This window comes from Mariniradius sediminis, assembly GCF_021491425.1.
Taxonomy (GTDB): Bacteria; Bacteroidota; Bacteroidia; order Cytophagales; family Cyclobacteriaceae; genus Mariniradius; species Mariniradius saccharolyticus.
In genome coordinates this window covers 1-24488 of record NZ_JAKEVZ010000027.1, presented here as the reverse complement: position 1 = coordinate 24488, position 24488 = coordinate 1, and the positions used below count along the sequence as shown (strand labels likewise).

Here is a 24488-nt window from a genome sequence, read left to right as displayed (position 1 = left end):
ACCTCTTCCCATCCCGAACAGAGAAGTTAAGCCCTGCAGCGCCGATGGTACTGGGGTCGCACCCGGGAGAGTAGGCCGCCGCCACAACATCCAAAGCCAGCAATCTCTGCTGGCTTTTTGCTTTTTATATGGGTGAAGTTTTTTTGATTGGACTCTCCATCAAAAATCATGAAGCTTTCTGATTTCTCCGAGATTAGAATTCGTTTTGCGATGAAGACAAAGACCAATTTGCAAAAAAAATGATGGCCTCTTGTGATATTGAGTTTTAGACTTCTATCACTTCCAGCTTAGCTCGGTGAAAACGGGGAAATGGTCAGAAGGGTATTTTTTTCCATAATTGTCGGTAAGGATGCCATGCCGGTGGACAATTATATTTGGACTTACAAAAATATGATCAATGATTCCCTCTGGGATTTTTTCCCAATTGAAACCGTTGAAAGTGCCTTGATTTCCAATCGAGGGGATATTCGAAATTAGCCTACTATCTTTTAAATTGGAATTTTGAATTACCGTTTCATAAGCAGGGTTATCCGGCGTCACATTGAAATCGCCCATCAAGATTACAGGAAGATTATCGGTGTTAATCTCTTTAATTCTTTGAATTACCAACTTGCTGCTCTCTTCTCTTGCTTTTTGACCAATATGATCGTAGTGGATATTAAATACAAAAAAGGTTTTCCTTTTCCTAGTTTTGAATTTTCCCCATGTACAGACTCTGTTTAATGCCGCATCCCATCCCTTTGAGGGCGCATCCGGAGTTTCGGAAAGCCAAAACGTTCCCTGGTCAAGCAAGCTGAGTATTTCTGGATTATAAAAAACGGCGGAGAATTCTCCTTCCTTTCCACCTTTATCCCTGCCTACTCCGATATATTCGAATCCGATCGCAGTTTTAATGTCTTCTAGCTGGTGATACAATCCTTCCTGCGTCCCGAGAAGCTCGATTTCGTGGAATCGGAGTAAATTGAACAGATGTGGGGATCGGTCTTTCCAAAGATTGCCGGTATCGTTTGGGTTATCAAAACGAATGTTGTATGTGGCGATTTTGAGATTTTGTCCAAATGACTCTGATGTACCTACAGCCATAATCACAAAAATGAATATCAAAATTGCCAACTCGCTCGATGAATAACTTTTCATTTCAATTATTGTTTTTGATTGTAATTTAGCCAATTCAGGCAGTGTTACAGCACCACCGGTCAAAAGATTTAGTTCCTCCAGAATTTCCTGAATATGTTGACAATAGACCCAAAAGATGTTTCAATCGCAGAGTTCCACAGTTATTTGCTGGGCACCGTGGCTCCCCGTCCAATCGCCTTTGCAAGTACAATTGACAGTAATGGCAACGTAAATCTGAGCCCATTTAGTTTTTTCAACGTCTTTGGCACAAATCCGCCGGTTTTGGTCTTTTCTCCTGCCCGAAGGGTGAGAGACAATACAGCAAAGCACAGTTTGGATAATGTGCTTGAAATACCTGAAGTGGTCATCAACATGGTGAATTATTCGATGGTGGAGCAGATGTCTCTTGCGAGTACGGAATATGAAAAGGGCGTCAATGAATTTGTCAAGTCGGGTTTCAGGGAGGAAAAATCGAGATTGGTAAGGCCACCAAGGGTAAAAGAATCACCGGTTTCTTTCGAATGTAGAGTGCTTCAGGTCCTTCCGGTGGGTGCCGGGGGAGGTTCTGCAAATCTTGTGATTTGTGAGGTGCTTTTGATGCATTTTTCAGAGTCCATCCTGAACGAAAAGGGTCATGTTGATCCATTTAGACTGGATGCAGTCGCCAGAATGGGGGGGGACTGGTACTGTAGGGCCAATGGGCAAGCATTGTTTGAAATCCCAAAACCAATCAGAAATCGAGGGATTGGTGTAGATCAAATCCCAGAAATCATTCGAAACAGCCCGGTTTTGACAGGTAACAACCTCGGTAGGCTTGGGAATGCAGAAGCATTGCCTACTGGATCCGAAATTTTGGAATTTTCACAAAGCCCCGAAATCGTGGAGATGAAAGCAAGGTTTAAGAATGATCCCGAAAGCTTCTACTTTCACCTTCACCAATTCGCAAAGGAGGTTTTGGAGGCTGGCGACGTATATCAGGCTTGGCTGATATTACTCCAACGACACTGACTATTCTTGGGCCTGAATCGCCGTGATGACGACAGTATTGAAAATATCATCGACAGTACAACCACGGCTCAGGTCATTCACCGGCTTATTTAATCCTTGTAGCATCGGACCTATTGCAATTGCTCCTGTTTCTCTTTGAACAGCTTTGTAGGTATTGTTTCCTGTGTTGAGATCGGGGAAAATCAACACAGAAGCTTGGCCAGCAACCTCTGAATCTGGCATTTTTTGTTTTCCAGTGAGTGGGTCCACAGCGGCATCATATTGGATGGGCCCTTCGACTTTGATGTCTTTACGATTTTGCCGGACAAGTTCCGTGGCAGTGCGGACTTTTTCAACGTCTTCGCCGGTACCAGAAGCGCCTGATGAATAAGAAAGCATTGCAACCCGGGGTTCAATTCCAAACTTTGTAGCTGTATCAGCCGAGGAAATAGCGATCTCTGCGAGTTCTTCTGCAGTTGGATTGATGTTGATTGCGCAATCTCCAAATACCGTCACACGGTCGGGCAAACACATGAAAAATATGGATGAAACCAGCGATATACCCGGTTTGGTCTTGATGAACTGCAGTGCTGGCCGGATCGTATGCGCCGTTGTATGCATTGCACCGGATACCATACCATCCGCATGTCCCTTGTGGACCATCATCGTGCCGAAATAGGATACGTCGGTCATCAAGTCCCGAGCGACTTCAAGTGGCATATTTTTTCCTTTTCTAAGTTCAAACAAGGTTTGGGCATAATCCTCAAAAAAGATTGAGTCATGAGGATCAATGATTTGACAATTATCTTGGGTGAGTTGGAGACCCAAGCGGTTGATTGTGCCCGTGATGTCATTTAAGTTGCCCAAAAGCGTGACATTAACAATTCCTTGTCTGACTAGTCTGTCGGCTGCTTTTAGGATTCTTTCATCTATGCCTTCGGGAAGTACAATGTGTTTTTTCTTGTTTCTTGCCCAAGAAACAAGCTGATACTGAAACATCCTTGGGGTGATTCCTGACGAATTGAATTTGACCAGTTCTTTTTCCAAACGATCTACATCGATATATTTCCGGAACGTGTCCGTTGCAATGTGAATTTTCTCGATGCTCTCGGGGGTAATCCTTGAATGGATGGAAGCTACTTTGGTTGCAGCGTAGAATGAGGGTTCTTCCACCCGTAATATCGGGACCCTGATATCCGCACCTTTGATAAGTTTGATTACAGAATCTGCGATTTCAAATCCGCCCGTGAGTACTATACCCGCTATCTTGGGATAGTTTTTGGATTGGTTGGCTTGAAGGGATGCCATTATAATATCTGCTCGGTCACCAGGAGTTACGATCAGTACGTTGGCACGTATATGGTTCAAAAAGTTTGAAATCTGCATCGCTCCAAAGATGAAATGGTCCACCGGATTGGCGAGATAATCGCCGCCAAACAAGACATCCGCACCCAAATGGTCTTTGATTTCCTTCATTGACGGGCTTTTCAATTCTTTGATGGTAGGTATTACTGTGCAGATGATGTCCTTTTTCACCTGCGTACTAACGACGGCCCTTACCTCATCCAATTGACTTGTCTCCACCTTGTTGATTACGACGGCGATCACTTTTACCTTTCGGCTTTTGAAGCTATTGATCGTGACATTCGCCGCGGTGGCAATTTGGGAAGGGGTCTTGCCTTCTCCTGATAAGACAATCATGACGGGCGTGCCCAAGTTCTTGGCAATCATGACGTTGCCGTCAAATTCAAACGCCGTACCCTCACCCAAAAAATCACTACCTTCTATCACGGTGAAATCATACTTCTCTTCAAGACTTTTGTATTTGCTGATGATGGTGTCAATGATTTCTCCTTGGAGTCCATTTTCAACCAACTGATTGGCGGCCTCTTTTGTGAATGCGTAGGTGTTGTTGTATTGGATTGGAAGCTTAAAATGCTTTATCAGCGTCTCAATGTGTGCGTCCCTTTTGACATCGGGCGCGTGGTTTACAATCGGCTTGAAGTATCCGATGTTGTGGGATTTGGCGAGTAGCATATCCACAAGACCAAGGGCGATGATTGATTTTCCGCTAAAGGGCTGCGTCGTGGCTATAAAAATGCTTTTATTGGTTTCCATGGGAGTAATTTTTTACAAATTTAGATAATGGGAAAAAATCCAAACCTGATGAATATACCGAATTATTATGACAAAAATCAGGTCAATCGACTTGGTTTACTCTCTTTTTCGGCAAATGGATTTCAGCAGCTTTGTCTAGGCTTACATTTATCTCAAAACTAACCAAGACTATTAGGGATGTGATAAACAGCCACAGCATGACAGCGATCATGGCTCCAATGGATCCGTAAAGTTTGTTGTAGGTCGCGAAATTGTTCAGGTAAAAAGAGAATAAGTAGAACCCGAACGTGATTAGAACGCCTGCGGTAATCGAACCCGCAGAAAAAAACCGCCATTTGTCATGCACAGCTGGGGCAAAGCGAAAAATAAAGGCTACCGTTATCATAAATACAGACAACAATACGAGGAACCTAAAAACCGTCAGCATGAATATATAAAGTCCTCCCGATACGATCTCCCACTCCGAAATCCGATAGAGTATGCTGCTCCCCAGGATCATCACCACTACAGCCCCGCAGATTGCGAGGACAAGCATCATCACAATGCTGACAGCAATAAGTCGCGTGACGAGAAAAGTCCGGTTTTCCTTTGTCCGGTATACCGCATTGAATGCGTTCATCATTGACACCACTCCATTGGTGGCGAGGAAAAGCGCCAGGAAGAAACCCAATGACAATAAGCTTTGTCGCGGTTTGCTGACAATGTCCATGATGGTTGTTTCCGCTTCCTGATAAATGGACTTCGGAATATACTCCGCTACAAACATCAAGATATTTTGAGTTGTCACGTCGGGGAAGAAAAGCCCGATATAAGGTATCATGTTCAGTAGAAAGAGGAGCAGCGGAAACAATGCGATTGTAAAACTAAAAGCCATCGCACCGGCTCGTTCGGTGATTTCATCTTTGCGCATTTGCCCCATAAAGATCCTGCCCACATCGTAAAGATTGATCCGAGGGTCACGCAGGTGAAATTTCCTGAGCAATTTGGCTTGCCGCGTAAAATGGATAGAAAACAGACGGATTCTTCTTTTCACTCAAAAATGTCCCTCACGGAAAATATGGTTGTAATAAATCTAGCAAATATTGGGGAGGTCTGCAGGGTCTATGGGAGTCTTTTTTCAGGAAGGTCAACGTCGTCCACCCTTTGGTGATTGTTTCTCCTTTTTCGTTAACTACCTCATATTCAAATCTTATTCTGATGCCGGGCATCTCTGGAATCATCGTCCGAATGGTCAGCAGTTCGTCATATTTCCCTGGCCTTACAAACTGGGTATGCAACTCTAGCACAGGCATAATGACACCGTCTTCTTCCATTTGCTTGTAGGAAAATCCCGCAGCGCGCAGTGATTCGACCCTTGCCACTTCAAAATACATGGCATAGTTCCCATAATAGACATAGCCCATTTGGTCGGTTTCCGCATATCTGACGCGTATTTGTGTCTCCGAGGTAAACATCCTAGAAAATCTTTGCTTGGTTCAGCGCAGCCTGATACCTGCGGGCGTTGCGCATATGTTCGTCATAATTACTGGCAAAAGCGTGGTATCCGGAGAAATCGTCCTTAGCACAGAAGTACAGGTATTTGTGCTGTTCGGCATTCAGGACGGCGTCCAATGCGGAGATTTCCGGTAGGTTAATTGGACCTGGAGGCAAGCCAATGTTTTTGTAGGTATTGTAAGGACTATCTATCTCTTTGTGGACATTGAGCACGCGCTTCAGTCCAAAATCACCCACCGCAAACACCAAAGTCGGGTCCGCCTGCAAGGGCATTCTTATCCTTAAACGATTGAGGTACACTCCCGCTACCTTGGGTCTTTCATCCGCTTTTTGGGTTTCGGCCTGCACGATTGAAGCAAGCGTTGACACTTCCAATGGACTAAGTCCAAGTTGCTCGGCTTTCTTTTTCCTCGGTTCCGTCCAAAATTTGGTGTATTCCTGATGCATTCGGTCAAAGAGGCCTTCTGCACTGGTGTTCCACCACACCTCGTATGTGTTGGGGATAAACATTGCCATGATCGTCTCTTCCTCGAAACCAAATTTCCTGATATAAACCGAGTCCGTCAGTAGCTCCAAGAATTGTTCGTCCGAAATTTCAAGATTGCTGGTAATCTTTTCTGCGAGGTCGGATTTTGTGCGCACATTGTTGAATGTCAGCCGTACTGGAGTTTGCCTTCCCGACCGTAAAAGGCGTATCAGGTTCAGGTTGCTGGTCTTTGGTGGGATAGTATACAATCCAGGCTTGACGGCTTCTTGGTAGTTAAGGACTTTTGCTACAAAGCTGAAAGTCACCACATCGTTGATTACTCCATTTTCCAACAGGGAATCAGATACCATCCGGAAAGTACTGTTGCTGGGGATCTTCAGGACATAATTTTCTTCCTTGTCAGTCAGGGCATTTGGGCTAAAAAAAGCTTGGTAGAAATAGAACGTGAAGGAAACCAACAAGACAGAAATCGTAATGACGGCGACTAGGTAGATTTTCAGTTTTTTGTCTTGGAGCATTTTTTCCTGAGGAATTTTGAAGCGTTAACGGCAAAAATAGAGATTTTTGTTCAAGGGAAATGCATCTTTGTACTCCATGGGAGAAACTATCAAAGTGTGCTGCGCGATTTTGGTGGACAATGACAAGATACTCTGCGCACAACGAAGTGCCACAATGTCTCTGCCTCACAAGTGGGAATTTCCTGGCGGCAAAATTGAACCGGGAGAAAAACCGGAGCATGCCCTGAAGCGAGAATTAAGCGAAGAATTAGGTATCGAAATTGAGATTTTGCAGGAATTCAGGAGTAATTTTCACAGGTATTCAGAGGGAAAACAGATTGAACTCATCCCTTTTCTGGCAAGAATTGTAGACGGAAATCCCGATCCCGTGGAACACCAAGCAGTAATTTGGTTGGGAGTGAATGAACTGGTTGGATTGGATTGGGCGGACGCTGATGTTCCAATTGTTGATGAGTTTATTAAATGGTACAGACATATACGAGTTGATTGATTTTGTCCATCTAAAAATTAAAAAAATGGCTGCCGAATTCATCAAGTTATACCCGGAAAATCCTGACATGAGAAAGGTCAGCAGGATTGTGGACATTTTGAGAGATGGTGGCATTATCATCTATCCAACAGACACGGTGTATGGGATGGGCTGTGACATCCACAACCAGCGCGCGATCGAGCGGATTGCAAGGATCAAGGGAATAAAGCCTAAGCACCACAATTTTTCCTTTATCTGCTACGACCTCAGCAATATTTCCGAGTACACAAGGGCCCTAAGCACGCCTGTCTTCAAGATCATGAAAAAGGCACTTCCCGGGCCTTACACCTTCATTTTGGAGGCAAACAACAACGTGCCCAAAATCCTTAACAGCAACAAGAAGACTGTAGGTATTCGGGTTCCCGACCACGCTATCCCACGTTTGTTGGTCAAGGAATTGGGTTCTCCCATTCTGACCACTTCGATCAGGGATGATGATGACGTGATCGAATACAGTACAGACCCAGAACTGATTTTTGAGAAATTCCGGGATCATGTGGATGTGGTCATAGATGGTGGCTATGGAAAAAATGTCGCCTCTACGATCTTGGATTGTACAGGAGATGATATTGAAGTCGTGCGGGAAGGTCTTGGTCCAGTCGACGAAATACTTTGATATCCTATTATTCAAAATTGATTGAAAAATGACCAGCGCGGCCCTGTCTGTATTGATGTACCTGCCGCCGATTGAGTTCTTTGTGGCTGTATCGGGTTTTGAGCGACTTGCTTTCGATCCGAGTGCCCCTTATCAAAAGCAAACCTATCGAAATCGTGCTCGGATTCTGCTCGCAAACAAAGTCGATACGCTTACTGTCCCGGTCCATTCGGGCCGAAAGAAGATGCCCTACAAGGATATGAGGATCGACTATTCCCAAAAATGGAAAAACGTTCATTTGCGGGGAATTCAGAGTGGCTATGGGAAGGCTCCGTTTTTTGAGTTTTACTTTCCGTATTTTGAGGAGGTGTTTGATAAGGACCTGACGTTTTTGTGGGACATGAATTGGGAACTACTGACAGTTTGTCTGAAACTGCTGGGCCTTAATATTTCCCTTCAGGAAATGGAAAACCTTGAAGCGGTAGCGCATATTGACGGTTTGGGTGGGATTTGCGATCCGAAGGCCGATTTTTCGGCTCGTTCGTTCATGACAGAGGTACCCTACAGCCAGATGTTTGGCAGGGACTTTGAGCCCAACCTAAGCGTGCTGGATTTGTTGTTTTGCAAAGGTCCTGAGTCAAAAGTGGTTCTGAATCTCTCAAAAAAAATAAATGAACAATCAGTCTTTTGATTGTGTTTTTAAAACAAATTCGGTAACATTATTACTGAAATAGAGGAAAAACTAGAAAGGAATTGCATGGAAGCAAAATTTTCAAACAGGGTCAAAGAGGTGATCTCCCTAAGCCGAGAGGAAGCTCTCAGGTTGGGGCATGATTACATTGGTACAGAGCACCTCTTGCTGGGCATGATCCGTGAGGGGGAAGGCGTCGCTGTTTCCATATTGAAGAAATTGGGAGTGCCGCTCGATGAGCTGCGCAACTCAATCGAAAGAGCCGTAAAGGGTACGGCTACGCACAATGTCAAAAATCTCGCAAACATTCCGCTTACCAGGCAATCAGAAAAAGTCCTCAAAATCACTTATTTGGAGGCCAAAATATTCAAGAGCCAACTGATCGGAACCGAGCATTTGTTGCTTTCGATTCTGCGTGACGAAGACAATATCGCTACTCAGATTTTGCACAAGTTTGATACAACTTATGATGCTGTGAAGGAAATGCTTGAGTTCCAAACCGACTCTGCTCCCAAGGCAAAGGCAGAAGCCGACGATCCGGATGAAGATGGGTCCAAGTTGTTTGGTTCCTCCTCGGGAAGTTCTTCCAGTTCTGCAAAGAGTGGTACAAGCGAAAAATCCAGAACGCCAGTATTGGACAATTTTGGTCGTGATCTAACGAAAATGGCCGAGGAAGATAAACTCGATCCTATCATTGGACGCGAAAAGGAAATCGAAAGGGTTGCACAGATCCTTTCCAGAAGAAAGAAAAACAACCCGATACTTATTGGAGAGCCTGGAGTTGGAAAGACGGCGATTGCCGAAGGCTTGGCTTTGAGGATTGTCCAGAAAAAAGTGTCCCGCGTATTGTTCAACAAGCGCGTAGTCACCTTGGATTTGGCATCTTTGGTAGCGGGGACCAAATACCGTGGTCAGTTTGAGGAGCGGATGAAAGCCGTCATGAACGAGCTTGAAAAGTCCCCCAATGTGATCCTGTTTATTGATGAGTTGCACACGATCGTTGGTGCAGGTGGCGCAAGTGGTTCTCTTGATGCTTCCAACATGTTTAAGCCAGCTTTGGCGAGGGGTGAAATCCAATGCATCGGTGCGACCACCTTGGATGAATACAGGCAGTATATCGAAAAGGATGGCGCATTGGCCAGGAGGTTCCAAATGGTCATGGTGGATGCTACTTCACCTGAGGAAACCATTCAGATTCTCAACAATATCAAAGACAAATATGAAGATCACCACAACGTGATCTACACGCCGGAAGCAATCGATGCTTGCGTGAAGCTGTCCGATAGATACATTTCTGACAGGTTCCTTCCGGATAAGGCAATTGACATCCTAGATGAAGCAGGGGCAAGGGTGCATATTAACAATATCCATGTCCCAGAAGAAATCCTCAAGCTAGAAGAGGATGTAGAGAAGATCAAGATCGAGAAAAACCGGGTTGTCAAAAGCCAAAAATATGAAGAGGCGGCCCAGTTGCGGGATAAGGAAAAGAAACTGCTGGAGCAACTCGAAAACGCGAAAGCAAAATGGGAGGAAGAAAGCAGAACCAAGCGCTACATGGTCGAGGAAGATAACGTAGCTGAGGTGATCGCAATGATGACCGGAATTCCTGCCAAGCGGATTGCCCAAAATGAGGGAATCAAACTCCTCAATATGAACGAGGAACTCCAGTCCAAAGTGATTGGACAGGAAGAGGCCATCAAGAAATTGACCAAGGCAATCCAAAGGACCAGGGTGGGGTTGAAAGATCCGAAAAAACCGATCGGTTCATTTATATTCCTAGGTCCAACTGGTGTCGGAAAGACTGAATTGGCCAAAACCCTTGCGACATACCTTTTTGACAAAGAGGACTCGCTCGTGAGGATCGACATGTCAGAGTACATGGAGAAATTCAGCGTTTCTCGTTTGGTGGGAGCGCCTCCCGGATACGTCGGATATGAAGAAGGTGGTCAGTTGACCGAGAAAGTCAGAAGAAAACCCTACTCAGTTGTTCTTTTGGACGAGATAGAAAAAGCACACCCAGACGTATTCAACATCCTCTTGCAGGTATTGGACGATGGTATTCTCACAGACGGATTGGGAAGAAGAGTGGATTTCAGGAACACGATCATCATCATGACTTCCAATATTGGTGTCCGGGATCTGAAGGACTTTGGTGCGGGAATCGGGTTTGCCTCCAAGTCCAAGCAAACCAGCATGGACGATGTGATGAAATCCACGATTCAAAGCGCGCTGAAAAAGGCGTTTAGCCCGGAATTCTTGAACAGATTGGATGATGTCGTTGTGTTTAATTCCCTAGACAAGGAACATATCCATAAGATAATCGAAATCAGCCTCAAGAAGCTGTTTTCCAGAATTACAGACTTGGGATACTCCATCCAGCTCACTGACAAGGCGAAGGATTTCCTTGCCGAGAAGGGTTACGACCAGCAATATGGAGCGAGACCATTGAATCGTGCAATCCAAAAATATTTGGAAGATGCACTTGCCGAGGAGATTTTGAAAGGGGAATTGTCAGAGGGCGACGTGATTTTGGCGGATTACCTTGGAGAGGGCGATCAGTTGACAATCACAGTTGATAAAAAGGAAAAGGCTGGTTAGTGGCCCAAATCCAGAAATTGAAAGCGGCAGTGATGCCGCTTTTTTATTGATACATGATGAAGCATCGAGGCAAAATCAATCTTTCTAAATTCAGTCGGTTCCAGTTCGCTTGGTCTTTTGGACTAGCGCTGCTTTTTAATATCAGCGCCGCTTCTTGCCAAAATAAGTCGGAGACCGAAATCTCCGACCCAACGAGCTTTATTCCCTTTAAATCGGAATACAAGGTTCAGGATTTGAGTATCTCGACTGCTTATGTCGAAATCCCCAAAAGTCTTGGTACGGTGGATTTGGACGAGGTTTCAGGAATGGCCTTTAGTATTACCAATCCCGGATTCATTTGGGTTCACCAGGATTCCGGGGATGGTGCGACTATTTACCTGCTGGATGCTTCCAATTCCGAGACCGTCGGATCTTACACTTTAGCTGGGTTTTCCAACCGTGATTGGGAGGACATGGAAATCGGTCCAGGTCCAATTGCCGGAAAAAGCTATATCTATATTGCCGAGACTGGTGACAATGAGCAGAAATATGGCGATTATGCTATCCTAAGGTTTGAAGAGCCGAAATTTGCCGAACAGCAGCGGGGCAAAAACATATCTATTTCCGAGGGTATCGACAAGATTGACTTCAAATACCCAGCAAAAAATCATGACGTTGAATGTTTGCTGATAGATCCGCTCACGAAAAATATCTATCTGGTGACCAAGCGGGATTTCCTCGGCAAGGTGTATGAAATACCCTTTCCACAAAAGTCTTCTGGACAAAACACGCCAGTGGACGTCGGGACTTTTCCCTTTACGTTCATTACGGCGGGATCGGTTTCAAAGGATGGATTGCAGGTTGCGATAAAGACCTATGACCGAATTTTTTACTGGACGCGACAGCCCAAGCAGTCGTTTGTTGATATGTTGGCGGGTACCCCGGAACTCCTTCCATACCAGCGCGAGCCACAGGGCGAAGCGTTTTGTTTTCATCTAGATGGCGGATATTTCACCCTGAGTGAAAAAGCTAATGATAAGGTTCCCGATTTATATTTCTACTCAAAAAAATAGCTCGGCCGGATTTTCCCAAAGCTCCTTCTTCGAGGAACTAAAGGCATATCTTTTCGTCTTGTGTTTTTGAAACAAGAGTTAGCCCAAGACATTAACAAAACTTAACTTTGCGCGGCTTAATTAATCCCGATTTTTGCCTCGCTATCGGAACAATCCCACTTGATGGATCATTTACTTAAAGTTTTACTTATTCTGGTGTTTTTTCCTGCTTGGATAGCATTGAACGTGCCCTATCCTGACGTTTTCTTTTTCGATAAGCGGGCGTTTGACAAAACCATCTTTGGTGATCAGGTTGCAGTTGGTGCTTTGGAAAACAAAAAGCTAAAGGAGGCGAGCGGTATGGCGTTTTCGCATCGGTACGATGGCGTCATTTATGGGCACAACGACAGCGGAAGCAGTCCACGCCTGTATATCTTCGACACGTTGGGAAAGGACCTTGGCACAATTCGCCTAAAGGACGTGTACAATAGGGATTGGGAGGATATTGCAGTGGGCCCTGGCCCGGATCCAAATGTCAGCTATATCTACGTAGGAGAGATTGGAGATAATCGGGCTCAATGGAACTCAATCAGAATTTTGAGAATCGCTGAACCAGATTCCCTTGGCGGTGAGCAACGAATCAAGCCAGATGTAATGAAGCTCAAGTATCCCGATGGACAAAGGGATGCGGAGACCCTGATGCTGGACCCAGTTTCAAAAACATTCTATATCCTCACCAAACGTGACACTCTCAGTACCCTTTACAGAGTTGGACTTGATGCCTTTGAAAAAAAAGAAGCCATGCTCGAAAAAGTCATGGAACTTCCTTTCACCATGGCAACAGGTGGAGATATTTCCATAGACGGAAGTGAAATTCTTATCAGGAACTACTTCAGCGTGTATTATTGGAAAAGGAGGGAAGGGGAAAGTATTCCCGATGCACTTTCGCGGCCGCCTTTACTGTTGCCTTACAAACCCGAACCCCAAGGAGAAGCCATCGCTTTTCACCCCAATGGCAAAAGTTACTTCACGCTTAGCGAGAAGAGATTCAGAATAGATCCTATCCTTTATCGCTACGACAGGAAGTAGATTGCCGACATTCCCCTAATTTTACGTCCATGTACCAGCAAACGACTTCCACAATCCTTATGGTCAGGCCGGCCAACTTCGGGTTCAACCCAGAAACGGCTGAAAATAATTTTTACCAACAGCGGGACGGCCGAGACTCCATAGAAATTAACCAGCTAGCGCAAGTGGAATTTGATGGTTTTGTGAGACTGCTTCGGGAGCATGGTGTCAGGGTTTTGGTGATTGATGACACTTCTGAACCTAAGAAGACTGACGCGATTTTTCCAAACAATTGGTTCAGTACACATGAGGATGGGAAAATCATCTTGTATCCGATGTTTTCGCCAAATCGCCGGCTCGAACGTAGGAAGGACATCATCGAATGGTTGATCAACAATGGCTTCAAGGTCAACGAAATCATCGACTTGAGCTTTTTCGAAAAAGACAATCAGTATCTAGAGGGAACGGGAAGTCTTATCCTCGATCGCGTCAATCACATTGTTTATGCCTCCAAGTCAGAACGAACGCACCCGGTACCGTTGGAGTATTTTGGTCGGTTGATGGATTTTGAGGTTGTAGATTTCACCGCTTCGCAGGTCATAGATGGCAAAAGTTCCCCAATCTACCACACCAACGTCATGATGCATGTCGGTACTGATATTGCGATAGTGTGTTTGGAGAGTATTTCTTTGGCATCAGAAAGGCTCAGAGTGCAGGTGTATATCGAAAAGACAGGCAAAAAGCTGATTCCTATTTCTGCCAAACAGAAGTTTCAATTTGCAGGAAACATGCTGGAAGTGAAAAATCAAAAAGGCGAGAAATTCACAGTGATGTCAGATGCCGCGTACCAGTCTTTGGCTGACGCACAAAGAAACGCCATTTCCAAATTCACCAAAATCATCGTTCCAAAGATACCCACGATAGAAAAAATAGGAGGCGGTAGCGCCCGCTGTATGATGGCGGAAATTTTTCTCCCCTCAGTGTAATCCTCCGACCTTGACCGAGCGGATTTTGATGGTATCCACTTCGATGTTCTTTGTGGCGGCATTCGTCTTGAAGTTTTCGATCACTTCCAAAACATCGTAATCTATCACTTTTGAATTGGAGCCGTCGATGATGACATGCTTCCCATCGGGTATATCGTCCAGGGCCTTGATCAAAGCACCTTTATTCAAAAAGCTTACTTCCTCCGAAAGCACGATTCGGACGGTGTCTCCTTGTTCTTCTTTGCTTTCCTCCAACAAATAGGAATTTTGGAAATTCCTGAGAAGGATAAATACCATCGCCACGCCCATCCCCAAACCGATTCCTATCAACAGGTCGAAGAGCACAATTCCCAATATCGTGATGATAAACGGGAGGAATTGATCCCAGCCAAGCTTGGCTTGGGTACGGAAAAGAGAAACCTTCGCGAGCTTGTATCCCACCATAATCAAAACAGCTGCTAGACAGGCAAGCGGGATTAGATTCAACAATCCTGGGATGAAAATTACTGAAGCAAAGAGCAAAAATCCATGGAAAATCGCCGACAGTTTTGTTCGGCTTCCTGCTGTCACGTTTGCGGAACTCCTTACGATGACGGCTGTAACTGGTAATCCGCCAATCAGCCCATTGATAATATTGCCGGTGCCCTGTGCAAGCAATTCTCGGTTCGGCGGTGAAATACGCTTCAATGGGTCAATTTTGTCCGCTGCTTCCAAACTTAGGAGCGTCTCCAAGCTGGCAATTATTCCTATTGTGACTGCGGCCAGCCAAACATCGGGGTTCAGAATTTGAGAGAAATCCGGCATCATGAACAATGAGCTGAATTCCCCAACAGAGCTGATTCTTGGCAGGATCACTTTGTCCTCGACATTGAGGTAAAGGCTTGGGATGACGAACTTGAAGAATTTGTTGATACCAATACCGAGAAGTACCACTACCAAAGGGCCTGGGATCACTTTTGAAAATCTGGCTTTCTTGATGACTGGATGATCCCACAGTATCAGAATACCGATTGATACAGCAGAGATGATAATGGCACCAACATCAAGTTGATTCCCCAGATTTTTGAGGGCCATAACCGCATCCAGGTCATTGACAAATGGAATGTATTTATCGAGATCTTTTGTCTCATTCACTCCAAACGCATAAGGAATCTGCTTGATGATGAGGATAATGCCGATCCCCGCCAGCATGCCCTTGATTACCGAGGTAGGGAAATAGTATCCGATCACGCCAGCTTTCAGCACGCCCAAAACTATCTGAATAATCCCTGCCAATACCACCGCCAAAAGAAAAATATTGAAAGCACCGAGTTCCGTGATCGCATTCAATACGATCACTGTAAGTCCTGCAGCCGGACCGGACACAGAAGTGTGCGAGCCAGAAAGTGAGCCAATCACAATTCCTCCAATGACACCCGCAATAATCCCCGAAAACAAGGGCGCTCCTGAAGCCAATGCGATTCCCAAGCAAAGTGGCAATGCGACGAGGAAGACTACCAAGCCGGCGGGAAGGTCATTGCTAAGCTGGGAAAAAACATTCTTGGTCATCTATTTGGGCTTGAATTGGTTCTAATTAGCTTAAGGTTCCCTAAAATATAATTTTTAGCGGAAATCGGAACAAAAAAAATGGGCTGAGGTGAAAAACACCAAATCAGCCCGTATTTTTATCTGATGGGTAAACTTCCCCATCGAATGGTTTTTAATATGCTACCTTCCAGTATAGTTGAAAGGTGTAATTCTTTTGAGTTCTTGTTTGATCTGCTCTGAAACATCCAGCGATTCGATGAACCTGTGGATCGAGCTTTGCGTGATTTTCTCATTCGTCCTGGTGAGTTCCTTTAGTGCTTCGTATGGTCTTGGGAATCCCTCACGTCTAAGAATCGTTTGGATTGCTTCGGCCACCACCGCCCAGTTTTCTTCCAAATCCGCATCGATTGCGGCTTGGTTAAGTTCCAATTTTCCAAGCCCTTTGATCAGTGAATCAAAAGCAATCAGCATATGGGCAAACGGTACCCCGACAACGCGTAGAACCGTACTGTCAGTCAAATCCCGCTGCAGTCTACTGATCGGAAGTTTTGCGGCGAGATGTTCCAAAAGCGCATTGGCAATCCCGAGGTTTCCCTCCGCGTTTTCAAAATCTATAGGATTTACCTTGTGAGGCATGGCCGAGGAACCGATTTCACCCGCTTTGATTTTTTGCTTGAAATAGTTCATCGCCACATATTGCCACACGTCTTTGGAAAGGTCGAGCAGAATGGTGTTGATCCTTTTCCAAGCATCAAAAAGTGCTGCGATATTATCGTAGTGTTCTATTTGGGTGGTCGGATAGCTTCTAACAAGTCCGAGATAATCTGTCACAAAATGTTCGGCAAATCCGTTCCAGTCGGTGTTGGGATAGGCCACGAAGTGTGCGTTCATGTTTCCCGTGGCTCCGCCAAACTTGGCCGAATACGGCACCTGCGCCAATAGATCCAGCTGCTTTTCCAGACGGACGACAAATACCTCAATTTCTTTCCCCAATCGTGTCGGAGAAGCAGGCTGTCCGTGGGTTTTGGCCAGCATGGAAATGTCTTTCCAAGTTGCGGCTTGGGTAGCCAGTTTTTCCTTGACCTGTAATAAAGCTGGCAAAATAACCGCCTGAAGCCCATCCTTCAGCATGAGCGGGATGGACGTGTTGTTGATATCTTGGGAAGTAAGTCCAAAGTGGATGAATTCCTTGTAAGCTTCCAATCCCAATCCATCGAATTTTTCCTTTAAAAAATACTCTACCGCTTTCACATCGTGGTTGGTGGTTTTCTCGGTTTCCTTGATGGATTCTGCATCCACTAGCGAGAAATTGGCCACGATTTCCCGCAGTTTTGGGAAAATATTTTTGTCAAACGATGCCAGTTGCGGCACAGGGAGTTGGCATAGGGCAATAAAATACTCCAACTCGACATGGACGCGATACCTGATCAGGGCAAATTCGGAAAAATAAGCCCGGAGGCTCTGTGTTTTGTTGCCATATCGGCCGTCGACGGAACTGACTGCGGTCAGAAGGTTCAGGTTCATAAGGAGAGTATGCGATATAAAGGGCGCAAGTTAGCCCTAAAGGCCGAATTTCCCGAAGTCATCTCGGACATTTGCGAAGTATTGGGACAAAATCACATTTAGGAAATAATTCGTTGGGAAACTTTACGGGCGCTTTGCTGTTTAGGAGTTGACGATTTCCGATAATCCCGGAGTCTTTTCCCGCAAATCTAAAGTCCTTGCTTATTTTTGCGGCAGCTAAATCGGATCGGCAGTACAAACTAACGCGAGATCATGTTTAATTTATTCAAGAAAAAGAAAGACGAACCAAAAAAGGGAGACCAGTACCTATCGCTCAAAGTACGTGAGGTCGTGAAGGAAACTCCCGATACGGTAACGATTTATTTTGAACAACCGGAACCCTATCTGGACTACAAGCCCGGGCAATATTTGACTGTGATTCTTGAGATCGATGGGAAGGAAGTACGGCGGTCCTATAGCCTTTGTACATCGCCTTTTGTCGATCCACATCCCGGCATTACCGTCAAGCGTGTCGACAAAGGACTGGTCTCCAACTATCTCAATGACCATATTCGCCCTGGCAAGACGATCAATATCATGAAGCCCTTGGGTAATTTCACCTTGGATTTTCATTCCAAAAACGCCCGTCAGCTTGTCATGATTGCCGGCGGCAGCGGAATCACTCCGATCATGGGCATTGCCAAATCCCTGCTGATCAACGAGCCCCAGTCTAAAGTGAGTCTGTTGTTCTGTAGCCGCTCGGAGGAAGGTGTCATTTTCAAAAAAGCACTCGAAAACTTGGAATCCCAATATGGCCCCCGTTTTCAAGTCACCCATCAGCTCTCAAAGCCAAGCGCTTCATGGACCGGTTCCAAGGGTAGACTCAACCATACCGTTTTAGCCAATTACTTGGATTCAGCAATTGACAAAAACGCTGAGGCCACGCACTTTTTTCTATGTGGACCCGAAGGGATGATGGAAATCGCCATGGACTTACTTGCCGAACGCAAGGAAAATCCGGAGCGTATCCACAAGGAGAGTTTCTACAGCGATCTTGATGCTAAAGAGAAATCCATGCAGGCTTCCGGTCAGTTGGCGCCATCTTTGACGCGGGATATAGAGGTGGTATTGGAAGGAAAAACCCATCACTTTGATGTACCTGCCGGCAAGACAATTTTGGAGGCTGGTTTGGACAAGGACTTGGATATGCCTTATAGCTGTCAAAGCGGCCTGTGCACCGCTTGCCGTGGCCGTTTGGTTTCCGGTAAAGTCGATATGATCGAAGATGCGGGATTGAGCCCAAGTGAAATCGCACAAGGTTATATCCTCTGCTGCTCTTCGAAACCCGCAAGTGACAACATCAAAATCATCATCGAATAAGGCCTTGGAATATCCCCACTTGAGAAAAATCTATGAATCGATGGAGCAGAAGGTCCTTTTGCTCATCATTCTTCCGTTGCCTGTTTTTGGGTTTGTGTACTTGTATTCACAGCGGCGGCTATTTGAAATCAACCTGCCGGAATTGTCAAGCTGGTGGGAATCTTTCTTGTTGGGGATGTTGACGATACTGCTGCTGTTCCAATGGTACTTTTTCCGTACTGCAATTAAGGATATTCTAAATCAGGACTTGTCATTGGAAGAGCGCATGGTGGCCTATGGACAAAAGACGTTGCTGAGGTTTTGGATTTTGTTTGCATCGGCGATTTTGTCGGCAGCAGGATTGTTGCTTTTCGACCATGCGATCTTCACGGTGACTTTTGCCATTACTCTTGTAATGCTGTCGATCGCAAAACCTTCGCCCCACCGAGTGGTTCGCATCCTAAAGCTAAAAGGAGAAGAAAAGGAAGCGGTGATGGATTTGCGGAGGAAGGGGTAGCGTGCTCACGCTCGTATTCCATATTTTGCTTGTGTTTGTTTTTTTGCAAAGAACCCTTTCTGAGTTGGCAGTGGTCAGTTGCAGTATGCAGCGCAGGTCTGACGATTGGTTTATTGACAGTCACTCAATAAAGTTGGAAGGGGAAGAAATCGTAGCAAACTAGAAATCGTCAAATTTCAACCGCGCAATTCTTGGTACTTTGTACCTGGTACTTTTTACAAATTCCCCCAGTCTCAAACCTCTCTTCCCGCCACATCATGCCGCTTGGGAATTTCCGGATTCAAGAAGGTAAAGCCCCTCGCCTCGGCCTCATCCACAAAGTCCACCTGCATGCCCATGAGGAACATCAGGTGCTTTTTTTCTATCAGCACAGGAATGCCGCCGATTTCGAACTGCTCGTCGCCTGTCTTGGCCTTGTCAAATCCGAGTAGGTAGGACATGCCACCGCAGCCACCTCCCTTCACACCGACCCGGAGCGCGTAGTCGGTAGGGATGTTCTTGTTGGCCATGATGTACCGGATTTCGGATTGGGCTTTTTCGGTGATTTGAATGGGGATCATCATATTGCCAAAATGGAAAATTGCTGCAGCTGGTTCATTTTTCGGAGCAAAAATATCCATTCCCGAAGTTTTTTGATGGGGATATTTTCAGATATTCGAAACAAATTCGAATGATTATGGAGTTTTTAGCTGATTTGTTGAAGATCGTATTGCCCGCAGGATTGGTCATCTATGGCATGTACCTGACCATCATGTCTTTCATGAAAAAGGAGCGTGAAAAGATGGCCGTTGAACTCAAAACAGCCAACAATCAGATCATCACGCCGCTGCGGATACAGGCTGGCGAGAGGCTTTGCCTGCTGTTGGAGCGCATCACACCCAACAATCTGGTTCGTCGGATCAACAATCCGGAGTATTCGGCAAGGGAATTCTACGGGCAACTCCTCCACGAAGTCCGCGAGGAGTTCAACCATAACCTTTCCCAGCAAGTATACTTCTCAGACGAGACTTGGGAAGGTGTGCGGCGCGCGGTCGAAAGTGTGGTGACCATCATCAATACGGCGATGCAGGACATGCCCGAAGAGGCGCGCGGCATCGAACTGGCCAGGAGGATTTTCCAAATCACCCTTGACCAAAAAAACGATGCAATCCAAATGGCGCTTAAAGACGTAAAATCTGAAATCAGGGTGTTTTTCTAAAGGCTAATGGAAAATCTGGACGAAAAGAAAGAGGGCTTCTTGGATCGGGCCAAAATGCTCTACCTCAAGAAAGCACAGGAAATAGCAGGCGAGGAGAGCAAGCTTCGCAAGCTGCTGCGAAATGTGGCTGAAAAATTGGATCGCCTTGCCCACCATCCCAAGGTGCAGGCGGTCATCGAACCCGTCAAGATTTTCAAAAGGATGATCCAAGCCCATATGAACGGCAGTCATAAGGTATCGGCCAAGTCGCTGGTATTGATGGTATTGGGATTGGTGTATTTCCTTTCGCCAATTGACGTGATTCCCGACTTTCTGCCTGGTCTGGGATTTACGGATGACCTTTCTGTGATTTTGGCCGTGTACCATGCGGTCAAACACGAAGTGGAGGATTTTCTGGCTTGGGAAAAGCAGGCAATGAAGTGATTGGATTTAACCCCCAACATTATGAAAAGGATAGCTTTTTTGGCAGGGACATCGGGTTTGATTGGGATGCAGCTGCTGCACCAATTGCTAAAAAACGCCGATTACGACTATGTCATCTCGGTGGGCAGGCGGAAACTGGCTCTCAAGCATGACAAGCTCGTACAGATCGAGGGGGATTTCTCCAAAATCCAGCATTGGGACTTGGAATCCAAACTCCGCGCCGAGGATTTGGGAGGTGTTTTCTTCCCAATTTGGGAGGCAATCAGGACCAGAAGTGCTGAGATACACGCGTTTTGTTCGCTCGGTACCACCATTAAAGTCGCTGGTTCCAAAGAAAAATTTCGGGAAATCGACCATGACTACGTGGTCTTGTTTGCCCAATGGACACATACCTTGGGCGCGTCCAAGTTCCTGTATGTGTCCGCCATGGGTGCCAATCCGGCATCTTCGATTTTTTACAACCAAGTCAAAGGCGAAGTGGAGGAGGACCTCAAGCTCATTCCATTCGATTATTTAGGGCTTTTCCAGCCTTCCTTATTGTTGGGAAACAGGAAGGAGTTCCGGTTTGGGGAAGAAGTCGCCAAGATTGTCACCAAGCCGATGGTTTGGCTGAAATTGGCCCCCAAGTACCGACCCATTTACGACCACCAAGTGGCGAAGGCCATGATTTCCTATGCGCTCGCCACGAAGTCGGTCAAGGTGGAAGTGGTGCCTTCCAAAGACATGCAAAAATTCTGACCATGATTGTAGTCATTCAGCGCGTTTCCGAATCCTCCGTCCGCATCGATGGCAAAGTGAAAGGTGAAATCAGCGTGGGTCTGATGGTGCTTTTGGGCATCGAGGACGCCGATACCCAAGAGGACATCGATTGGCTGAGCAAAAAGCTGGTAAATCTCCGCGTGTTTCCCGATGAAAACGGCGTCATGAACAAAAGCATTCTCGAAGCCGGAGGTGATATTTTGTTGATCAGCCAGTTTACGCTGCATGCAAGTACCAAAAAGGGAAACAGGCCTTCCTTTATCAAGGCCGCCAAGCCGGATTTTGCCATTCCGATGTATGAGAAATTCATTTTGGCGACCGAGAAGGAACTTGGAAAAAGTATCCAAACGGGAGAATTCGGGGCTGATATGAAGGTCGCTTTGGTCAATGATGGTCCTGTCACGATCATCATCGATTCTAAAAACCGTGTTTAGATTCAGATTTCTAACATTGTAACAAACCAAAACAGTATTGAACGAAGCGCCATTGGTCAGCATCCATCAGGCCACCGTCCGAAAAATGGACAAGGTGGTGTTCGAGTCCTTGGATTTCGAGTGGAAGCGCGGGCAGCATTGGGCAATTATCGGGCAGACTGGTTTGCAGATGACGGTTTTTTTGGAAACCATCCTCGGCCGGGCGATGGTGACGGCGGGAGAAGTAACCCGACTATTTGCCGCTGATTACCATGCCGCCATGGAAGCTGCGGGCAAAGTCCATTCCTTCAGGGATTTGATCGCCATCGTTTCGCAGCAATACCCCTTCCGCAACAAATCCAACCTTCAGAATTTCTACTATCAGCAGCGGTTCAATTCCATGGACTCGGAGGACGCGCTTTCCGTGCGGGAATACCTGCACCAAAGCGAAACGAAGCTACCAGGATTTTGGGATTTGGAAAAGGTCTTGGATTTGATGCGTCTTGACTATTTGGCAGATAAATCCCTCCTGAAGCTTTCCAATGGCGAAACCCGTCGCTTGGCGATTGCTTTGGCTTTGCTGAAAAATCCCCGTTTATTGCTTCTGGACCAACCGCTGACGGGTTTGGATGTGGATGCGAGAAAGGATTTCCCAAGGGTTTTGGACAAAATCATCGCCTCAGGCATCCACGTCATCATGAGTACGCACAGCGATGAGATTCCCGAAGGCATTACCGACTTAGCGATCCTTGGCAGCAGGCAGATCGAAAAACAGCTGAAAGCCGGGGACTTTGTACCGACCCATGCGGCCAATAATCCCCTGAATGGTCCTACCAACGACCTGCTTCGAAAGCTGCTTTCGCCCAATACTCCCGCAAACTCCGAGGAAATCATCCGCTTGGAGGGGGTAGAGGTCAGTTATGCCGGGCAAAAGATCCTGGATGGCGTGACTTGGACCGTCCGCAGCGGTGAACATTGGTTGCTGCGGGGCGCCAACGGTGCCGGGAAATCCACACTGCTGAGTTTGATTTTGGGAGAAAATCCCCAAGCCTATGCCAATGATATCTGGCTTTTTGGACGGAAAAGAGGAACGGGCGAGAGTATCTGGGATATCAAAAGGCAACTTGGATTTGTGGCACCGGAGTTGGCGCGGTTTTTCCCCGGCAACCAGACCGTGATGAAGGTCCTGCTTTCCGGTTTTTTTGATACGATGGGCCTGTTTCGGAAGCCATCTCCCGCACAAGAACAATTGGGAATGGAATGGCTGGAGTTTTTGGGATTGGCAGATCGTGCCAATAAGCTCTTTGGCCAGCTTTCGCTCGAGCAGCAGCGCTTTGTGCTGTTGGCACGGGCAGTGATCAAAAAGCCCAAGCTGCTTGTACTCGATGAGGCCGCCCAAGGCATGGATGAATTGCAACGACAGGTATTCCGACAGCTGGTGGATGCAATTTGTGGGATTTTGCCGCTGGCTTTGGTCTATGTCAGCCACTACGACGAAGATGTCCCCGACTGCGTGGATAGGGTACTCGTGCTGGAAAGTGGGATGGTGAAGGGAAGTTTTTTGAGGTTATTAAAAACATAGATAGGCGAAGGTATTCTCGCTCTCCCGTTAATTTGGGTGATTTTTCAGTAAGTTTATATCATCGCGGTAGATTAAATGTCTGCCATCATATTTCAAGAAAAACTCCCAAATTCGAGTTTTTTCGAAGTCAGTCAGTTCAAATTGGGAACAAAAGGACCCATAAAACAATGACCGTATTTCGGCATGGGTTAACTGAGAGAAAAGGAGGTTGTGGTAATTTCTCTTGCCAGGAACTCTAGAATCATTGATATACCCAAGCAGTCCAACAAATGAACGCATATATGAAAGTATGGGCCTGAACGATTCTTTGAAAGATGAGTAGTATATAGTCGAGATGTGGTGGTGATTTTTTTATACTTCACCTTCATTTTTGTCGTTGCCTGTTCCTTGCCGGATGCCCGAGGCGTATTGCTTGTATTTTTCTTCAAATTCTTTGAGACGAATAGTTTCATTTTCTTTCGGGTTTGGTGGAAACACTTCGGTTCCTTCCTTTTTTAGGTGATCCAATAATCTATGAAGTCCAGATTCAAAAGATTGTCTCTCAAATAATTCTTGCTGTTGAATAAAGGTGGCATATATGTATAAAAATCCAGCTAGACCAGCAAATGGTCCCGCTATAGCGGCAATCATTGTCCCAATTTCTGATCGACTCCAGCAATTTGCTATTCCTACAAGCCAGAGTAATGACATCGAAATGGGGACCGCCGAACCGCATACGGTTGCCCAGAATTTTGGGTCACTAAAGTGCTTCATCGTGTCGCCCATTTTGCTGCGGATGAAAGCCCCTCTTCGCCACCAAATAGAAAGGCAAAAAAGAAGACAAGTGACAAGATTAAGACAAGAATCAAACCGATCGGCTGGTGGACACTATCCCGAGAAGTGTGTAAATTGATTTTAGGATTGGTTATAGTTTTAGACGGTTTTCAAACATAATCATAAATTGGTTTAGGATCATACCCCAGTCTCGGATGGGCATGGTCCACTTTTTT

At 45.9% G+C, this 24488-nt stretch carries 24 protein-coding genes and 1 rRNA gene; 16 read left to right on the top strand and 9 right to left on the bottom strand.

Features of this window, described 5'->3' with window-relative positions; genetic code table 11:
* Nucleotides 1-87 (top strand): 5S ribosomal RNA (rrf, locus tag L0U89_RS19925); the annotation flags it as partial.
* Nucleotides 88-276: 189 nt separating this feature from the next.
* Here the strand turns inward: rrf and L0U89_RS19920 are convergent.
* Nucleotides 277-1200, bottom strand: coding sequence for an endonuclease/exonuclease/phosphatase family protein (locus tag L0U89_RS19920; RefSeq protein ID WP_369413263.1), 924 nt, complete (start codon nt 1198-1200; stop codon nt 277-279).
* 30 nt (nt 1201-1230) lie between these two features.
* Here L0U89_RS19920 and L0U89_RS19915 point away from each other — a divergent pair, with 30 nt between their 5' ends.
* Nucleotides 1231-2124 carry a flavin reductase family protein gene (locus L0U89_RS19915; RefSeq protein WP_234863135.1) on the top strand — a complete coding sequence of 298 codons (894 nt, stop codon included), beginning with the start codon at nt 1231-1233 and terminating at the stop codon, nt 2122-2124.
* Here L0U89_RS19915 and pta read toward each other — a convergent pair whose 3' ends face one another.
* The 4 genes from pta to mltG all read right to left on the bottom strand — a co-directional run bounded on the left by pta (nt 2125) and on the right by mltG (nt 6720).
* The gene (pta, locus tag L0U89_RS19910) at nt 2125-4221 is read right to left on the bottom strand and encodes a phosphate acetyltransferase (protein ID WP_234863134.1); all 2097 of its coding nucleotides are present in this window, start codon (nt 4219-4221) and stop codon (nt 2125-2127) included.
* A gap of 82 nt (nt 4222-4303) precedes the next feature.
* A complete protein-coding gene (locus L0U89_RS19905) occupies nt 4304-5254 on the bottom strand; it encodes a YihY/virulence factor BrkB family protein (RefSeq protein ID WP_234863133.1) in 951 nt (316 codons plus the stop codon).
* Nucleotides 5255-5267: 13 nt separating this feature from the next.
* The gene (locus tag L0U89_RS19900; RefSeq protein WP_234863132.1) at nt 5268-5675 is read right to left on the bottom strand and encodes an acyl-CoA thioesterase; all 408 of its coding nucleotides are present in this window, start codon (nt 5673-5675) and stop codon (nt 5268-5270) included.
* Between the two features lies 1 nt (nt 5676).
* Complete coding sequence (gene mltG, locus L0U89_RS19895; RefSeq protein ID WP_234863131.1) at nt 5677-6720, bottom strand: endolytic transglycosylase MltG; 1044 nt, start codon at nt 6718-6720, stop codon at nt 5677-5679.
* A 76-nt stretch (nt 6721-6796) separates the two neighbouring features.
* Between mltG and L0U89_RS19890 the strand changes: the two genes are divergently transcribed.
* The 7 genes from L0U89_RS19890 to ctlX all read left to right on the top strand — a co-directional run bounded on the left by L0U89_RS19890 (nt 6797) and on the right by ctlX (nt 14218).
* Nucleotides 6797-7210 carry a (deoxy)nucleoside triphosphate pyrophosphohydrolase gene (locus L0U89_RS19890; RefSeq protein ID WP_234863130.1) on the top strand — a complete coding sequence of 138 codons (414 nt, stop codon included), beginning with the start codon at nt 6797-6799 and terminating at the stop codon, nt 7208-7210.
* A gap of 25 nt (nt 7211-7235) precedes the next feature.
* Complete coding sequence (locus L0U89_RS19885; protein WP_234863129.1) at nt 7236-7865, top strand: L-threonylcarbamoyladenylate synthase; 630 nt, start codon at nt 7236-7238, stop codon at nt 7863-7865.
* Between the two features lie 28 nt (nt 7866-7893).
* Nucleotides 7894-8535 carry a WbqC family protein gene (locus tag L0U89_RS19880; protein ID WP_234863128.1) on the top strand — a complete coding sequence of 214 codons (642 nt, stop codon included), beginning with the start codon at nt 7894-7896 and terminating at the stop codon, nt 8533-8535.
* A gap of 66 nt (nt 8536-8601) precedes the next feature.
* Nucleotides 8602-11133, top strand: a complete 2532-nt coding sequence (locus tag L0U89_RS19875; protein WP_234863127.1) for an ATP-dependent Clp protease ATP-binding subunit — start codon at nt 8602-8604, stop codon at nt 11131-11133.
* Nucleotides 11134-11186: 53 nt separating this feature from the next.
* Nucleotides 11187-12185, top strand: coding sequence for a hypothetical protein (locus L0U89_RS19870; protein ID WP_234863126.1), 999 nt, complete (start codon nt 11187-11189; stop codon nt 12183-12185).
* 162 nt (nt 12186-12347) lie between these two features.
* On the top strand, nt 12348-13253 hold the full coding sequence (locus tag L0U89_RS19865) for a hypothetical protein (RefSeq protein WP_234863125.1): 906 nt from the start codon (nt 12348-12350) through the stop codon (nt 13251-13253).
* A gap of 29 nt (nt 13254-13282) precedes the next feature.
* Nucleotides 13283-14218, top strand: a complete 936-nt coding sequence (gene ctlX / locus L0U89_RS19860; protein WP_234863124.1) for a citrulline utilization hydrolase CtlX — start codon at nt 13283-13285, stop codon at nt 14216-14218.
* Here ctlX and L0U89_RS19855 read toward each other — a convergent pair.
* Nucleotides 14210-15766, bottom strand: coding sequence for a SulP family inorganic anion transporter (locus L0U89_RS19855; protein ID WP_234863123.1), 1557 nt, complete (start codon nt 15764-15766; stop codon nt 14210-14212). The genes ctlX and L0U89_RS19855 overlap by 9 nt on opposite strands.
* Nucleotides 15767-15925: 159 nt before the next feature.
* Nucleotides 15926-17269, bottom strand: coding sequence for an adenylosuccinate lyase (purB, locus tag L0U89_RS19850; RefSeq protein ID WP_234863122.1), 1344 nt, complete (start codon nt 17267-17269; stop codon nt 15926-15928).
* Nucleotides 17270-17521: 252 nt separating this feature from the next.
* Here purB and L0U89_RS19845 point away from each other — a divergent pair, with 252 nt between their 5' ends.
* Entirely contained in the window at nt 17522-18628 is a 1107-nt protein-coding gene (locus L0U89_RS19845) for a ferredoxin--NADP reductase (protein WP_234863121.1), read from the top strand.
* Nucleotides 18629-18668: 40 nt separating this feature from the next.
* On the top strand, nt 18669-19124 hold the full coding sequence (locus L0U89_RS19840; protein ID WP_234863120.1) for a hypothetical protein: 456 nt from the start codon (nt 18669-18671) through the stop codon (nt 19122-19124).
* A gap of 233 nt (nt 19125-19357) precedes the next feature.
* Here the strand turns inward: L0U89_RS19840 and L0U89_RS19835 are convergent, their stop codons facing one another.
* Complete coding sequence (locus L0U89_RS19835; protein ID WP_234863136.1) at nt 19358-19687, bottom strand: HesB/IscA family protein; 330 nt, start codon at nt 19685-19687, stop codon at nt 19358-19360.
* Between the two features lie 113 nt (nt 19688-19800).
* Between L0U89_RS19835 and L0U89_RS19830 the strand changes: the two genes are divergently transcribed.
* Genes L0U89_RS19830 through L0U89_RS19810 form a run of 5 tightly spaced genes read left to right on the top strand, consistent with a single transcriptional unit; the run spans nt 19801 to nt 23499 of the window.
* Nucleotides 19801-20322 (top strand): DUF7935 family protein, encoded by a 522-nt coding sequence (locus L0U89_RS19830; protein ID WP_234863119.1) that lies wholly within the window; start codon nt 19801-19803, stop codon nt 20320-20322.
* Between the two features lie 6 nt (nt 20323-20328).
* A complete protein-coding gene (locus L0U89_RS19825; protein WP_234863118.1) occupies nt 20329-20745 on the top strand; it encodes a YkvA family protein in 417 nt (138 codons plus the stop codon).
* Nucleotides 20746-20766: 21 nt separating this feature from the next.
* Complete coding sequence (locus L0U89_RS19820) at nt 20767-21483, top strand: Rossmann-fold NAD(P)-binding domain-containing protein (RefSeq protein WP_234863117.1); 717 nt, start codon at nt 20767-20769, stop codon at nt 21481-21483.
* 2 nt (nt 21484-21485) lie between these two features.
* Entirely contained in the window at nt 21486-21938 is a 453-nt protein-coding gene (gene dtd, locus L0U89_RS19815; RefSeq protein ID WP_234863116.1) for a D-aminoacyl-tRNA deacylase, read from the top strand.
* A 37-nt stretch (nt 21939-21975) separates the two neighbouring features.
* Complete coding sequence (locus tag L0U89_RS19810; protein WP_234863115.1) at nt 21976-23499, top strand: ATP-binding cassette domain-containing protein; 1524 nt, start codon at nt 21976-21978, stop codon at nt 23497-23499.
* Between the two features lie 351 nt (nt 23500-23850).
* Here the strand turns inward: L0U89_RS19810 and L0U89_RS19805 are convergent, their stop codons facing one another.
* On the bottom strand, nt 23851-24252 hold the full coding sequence (locus tag L0U89_RS19805) for a hypothetical protein (protein WP_234863114.1): 402 nt from the start codon (nt 24250-24252) through the stop codon (nt 23851-23853).
* Between the last annotated feature and the right edge of the window lie 236 nt (nt 24253-24488).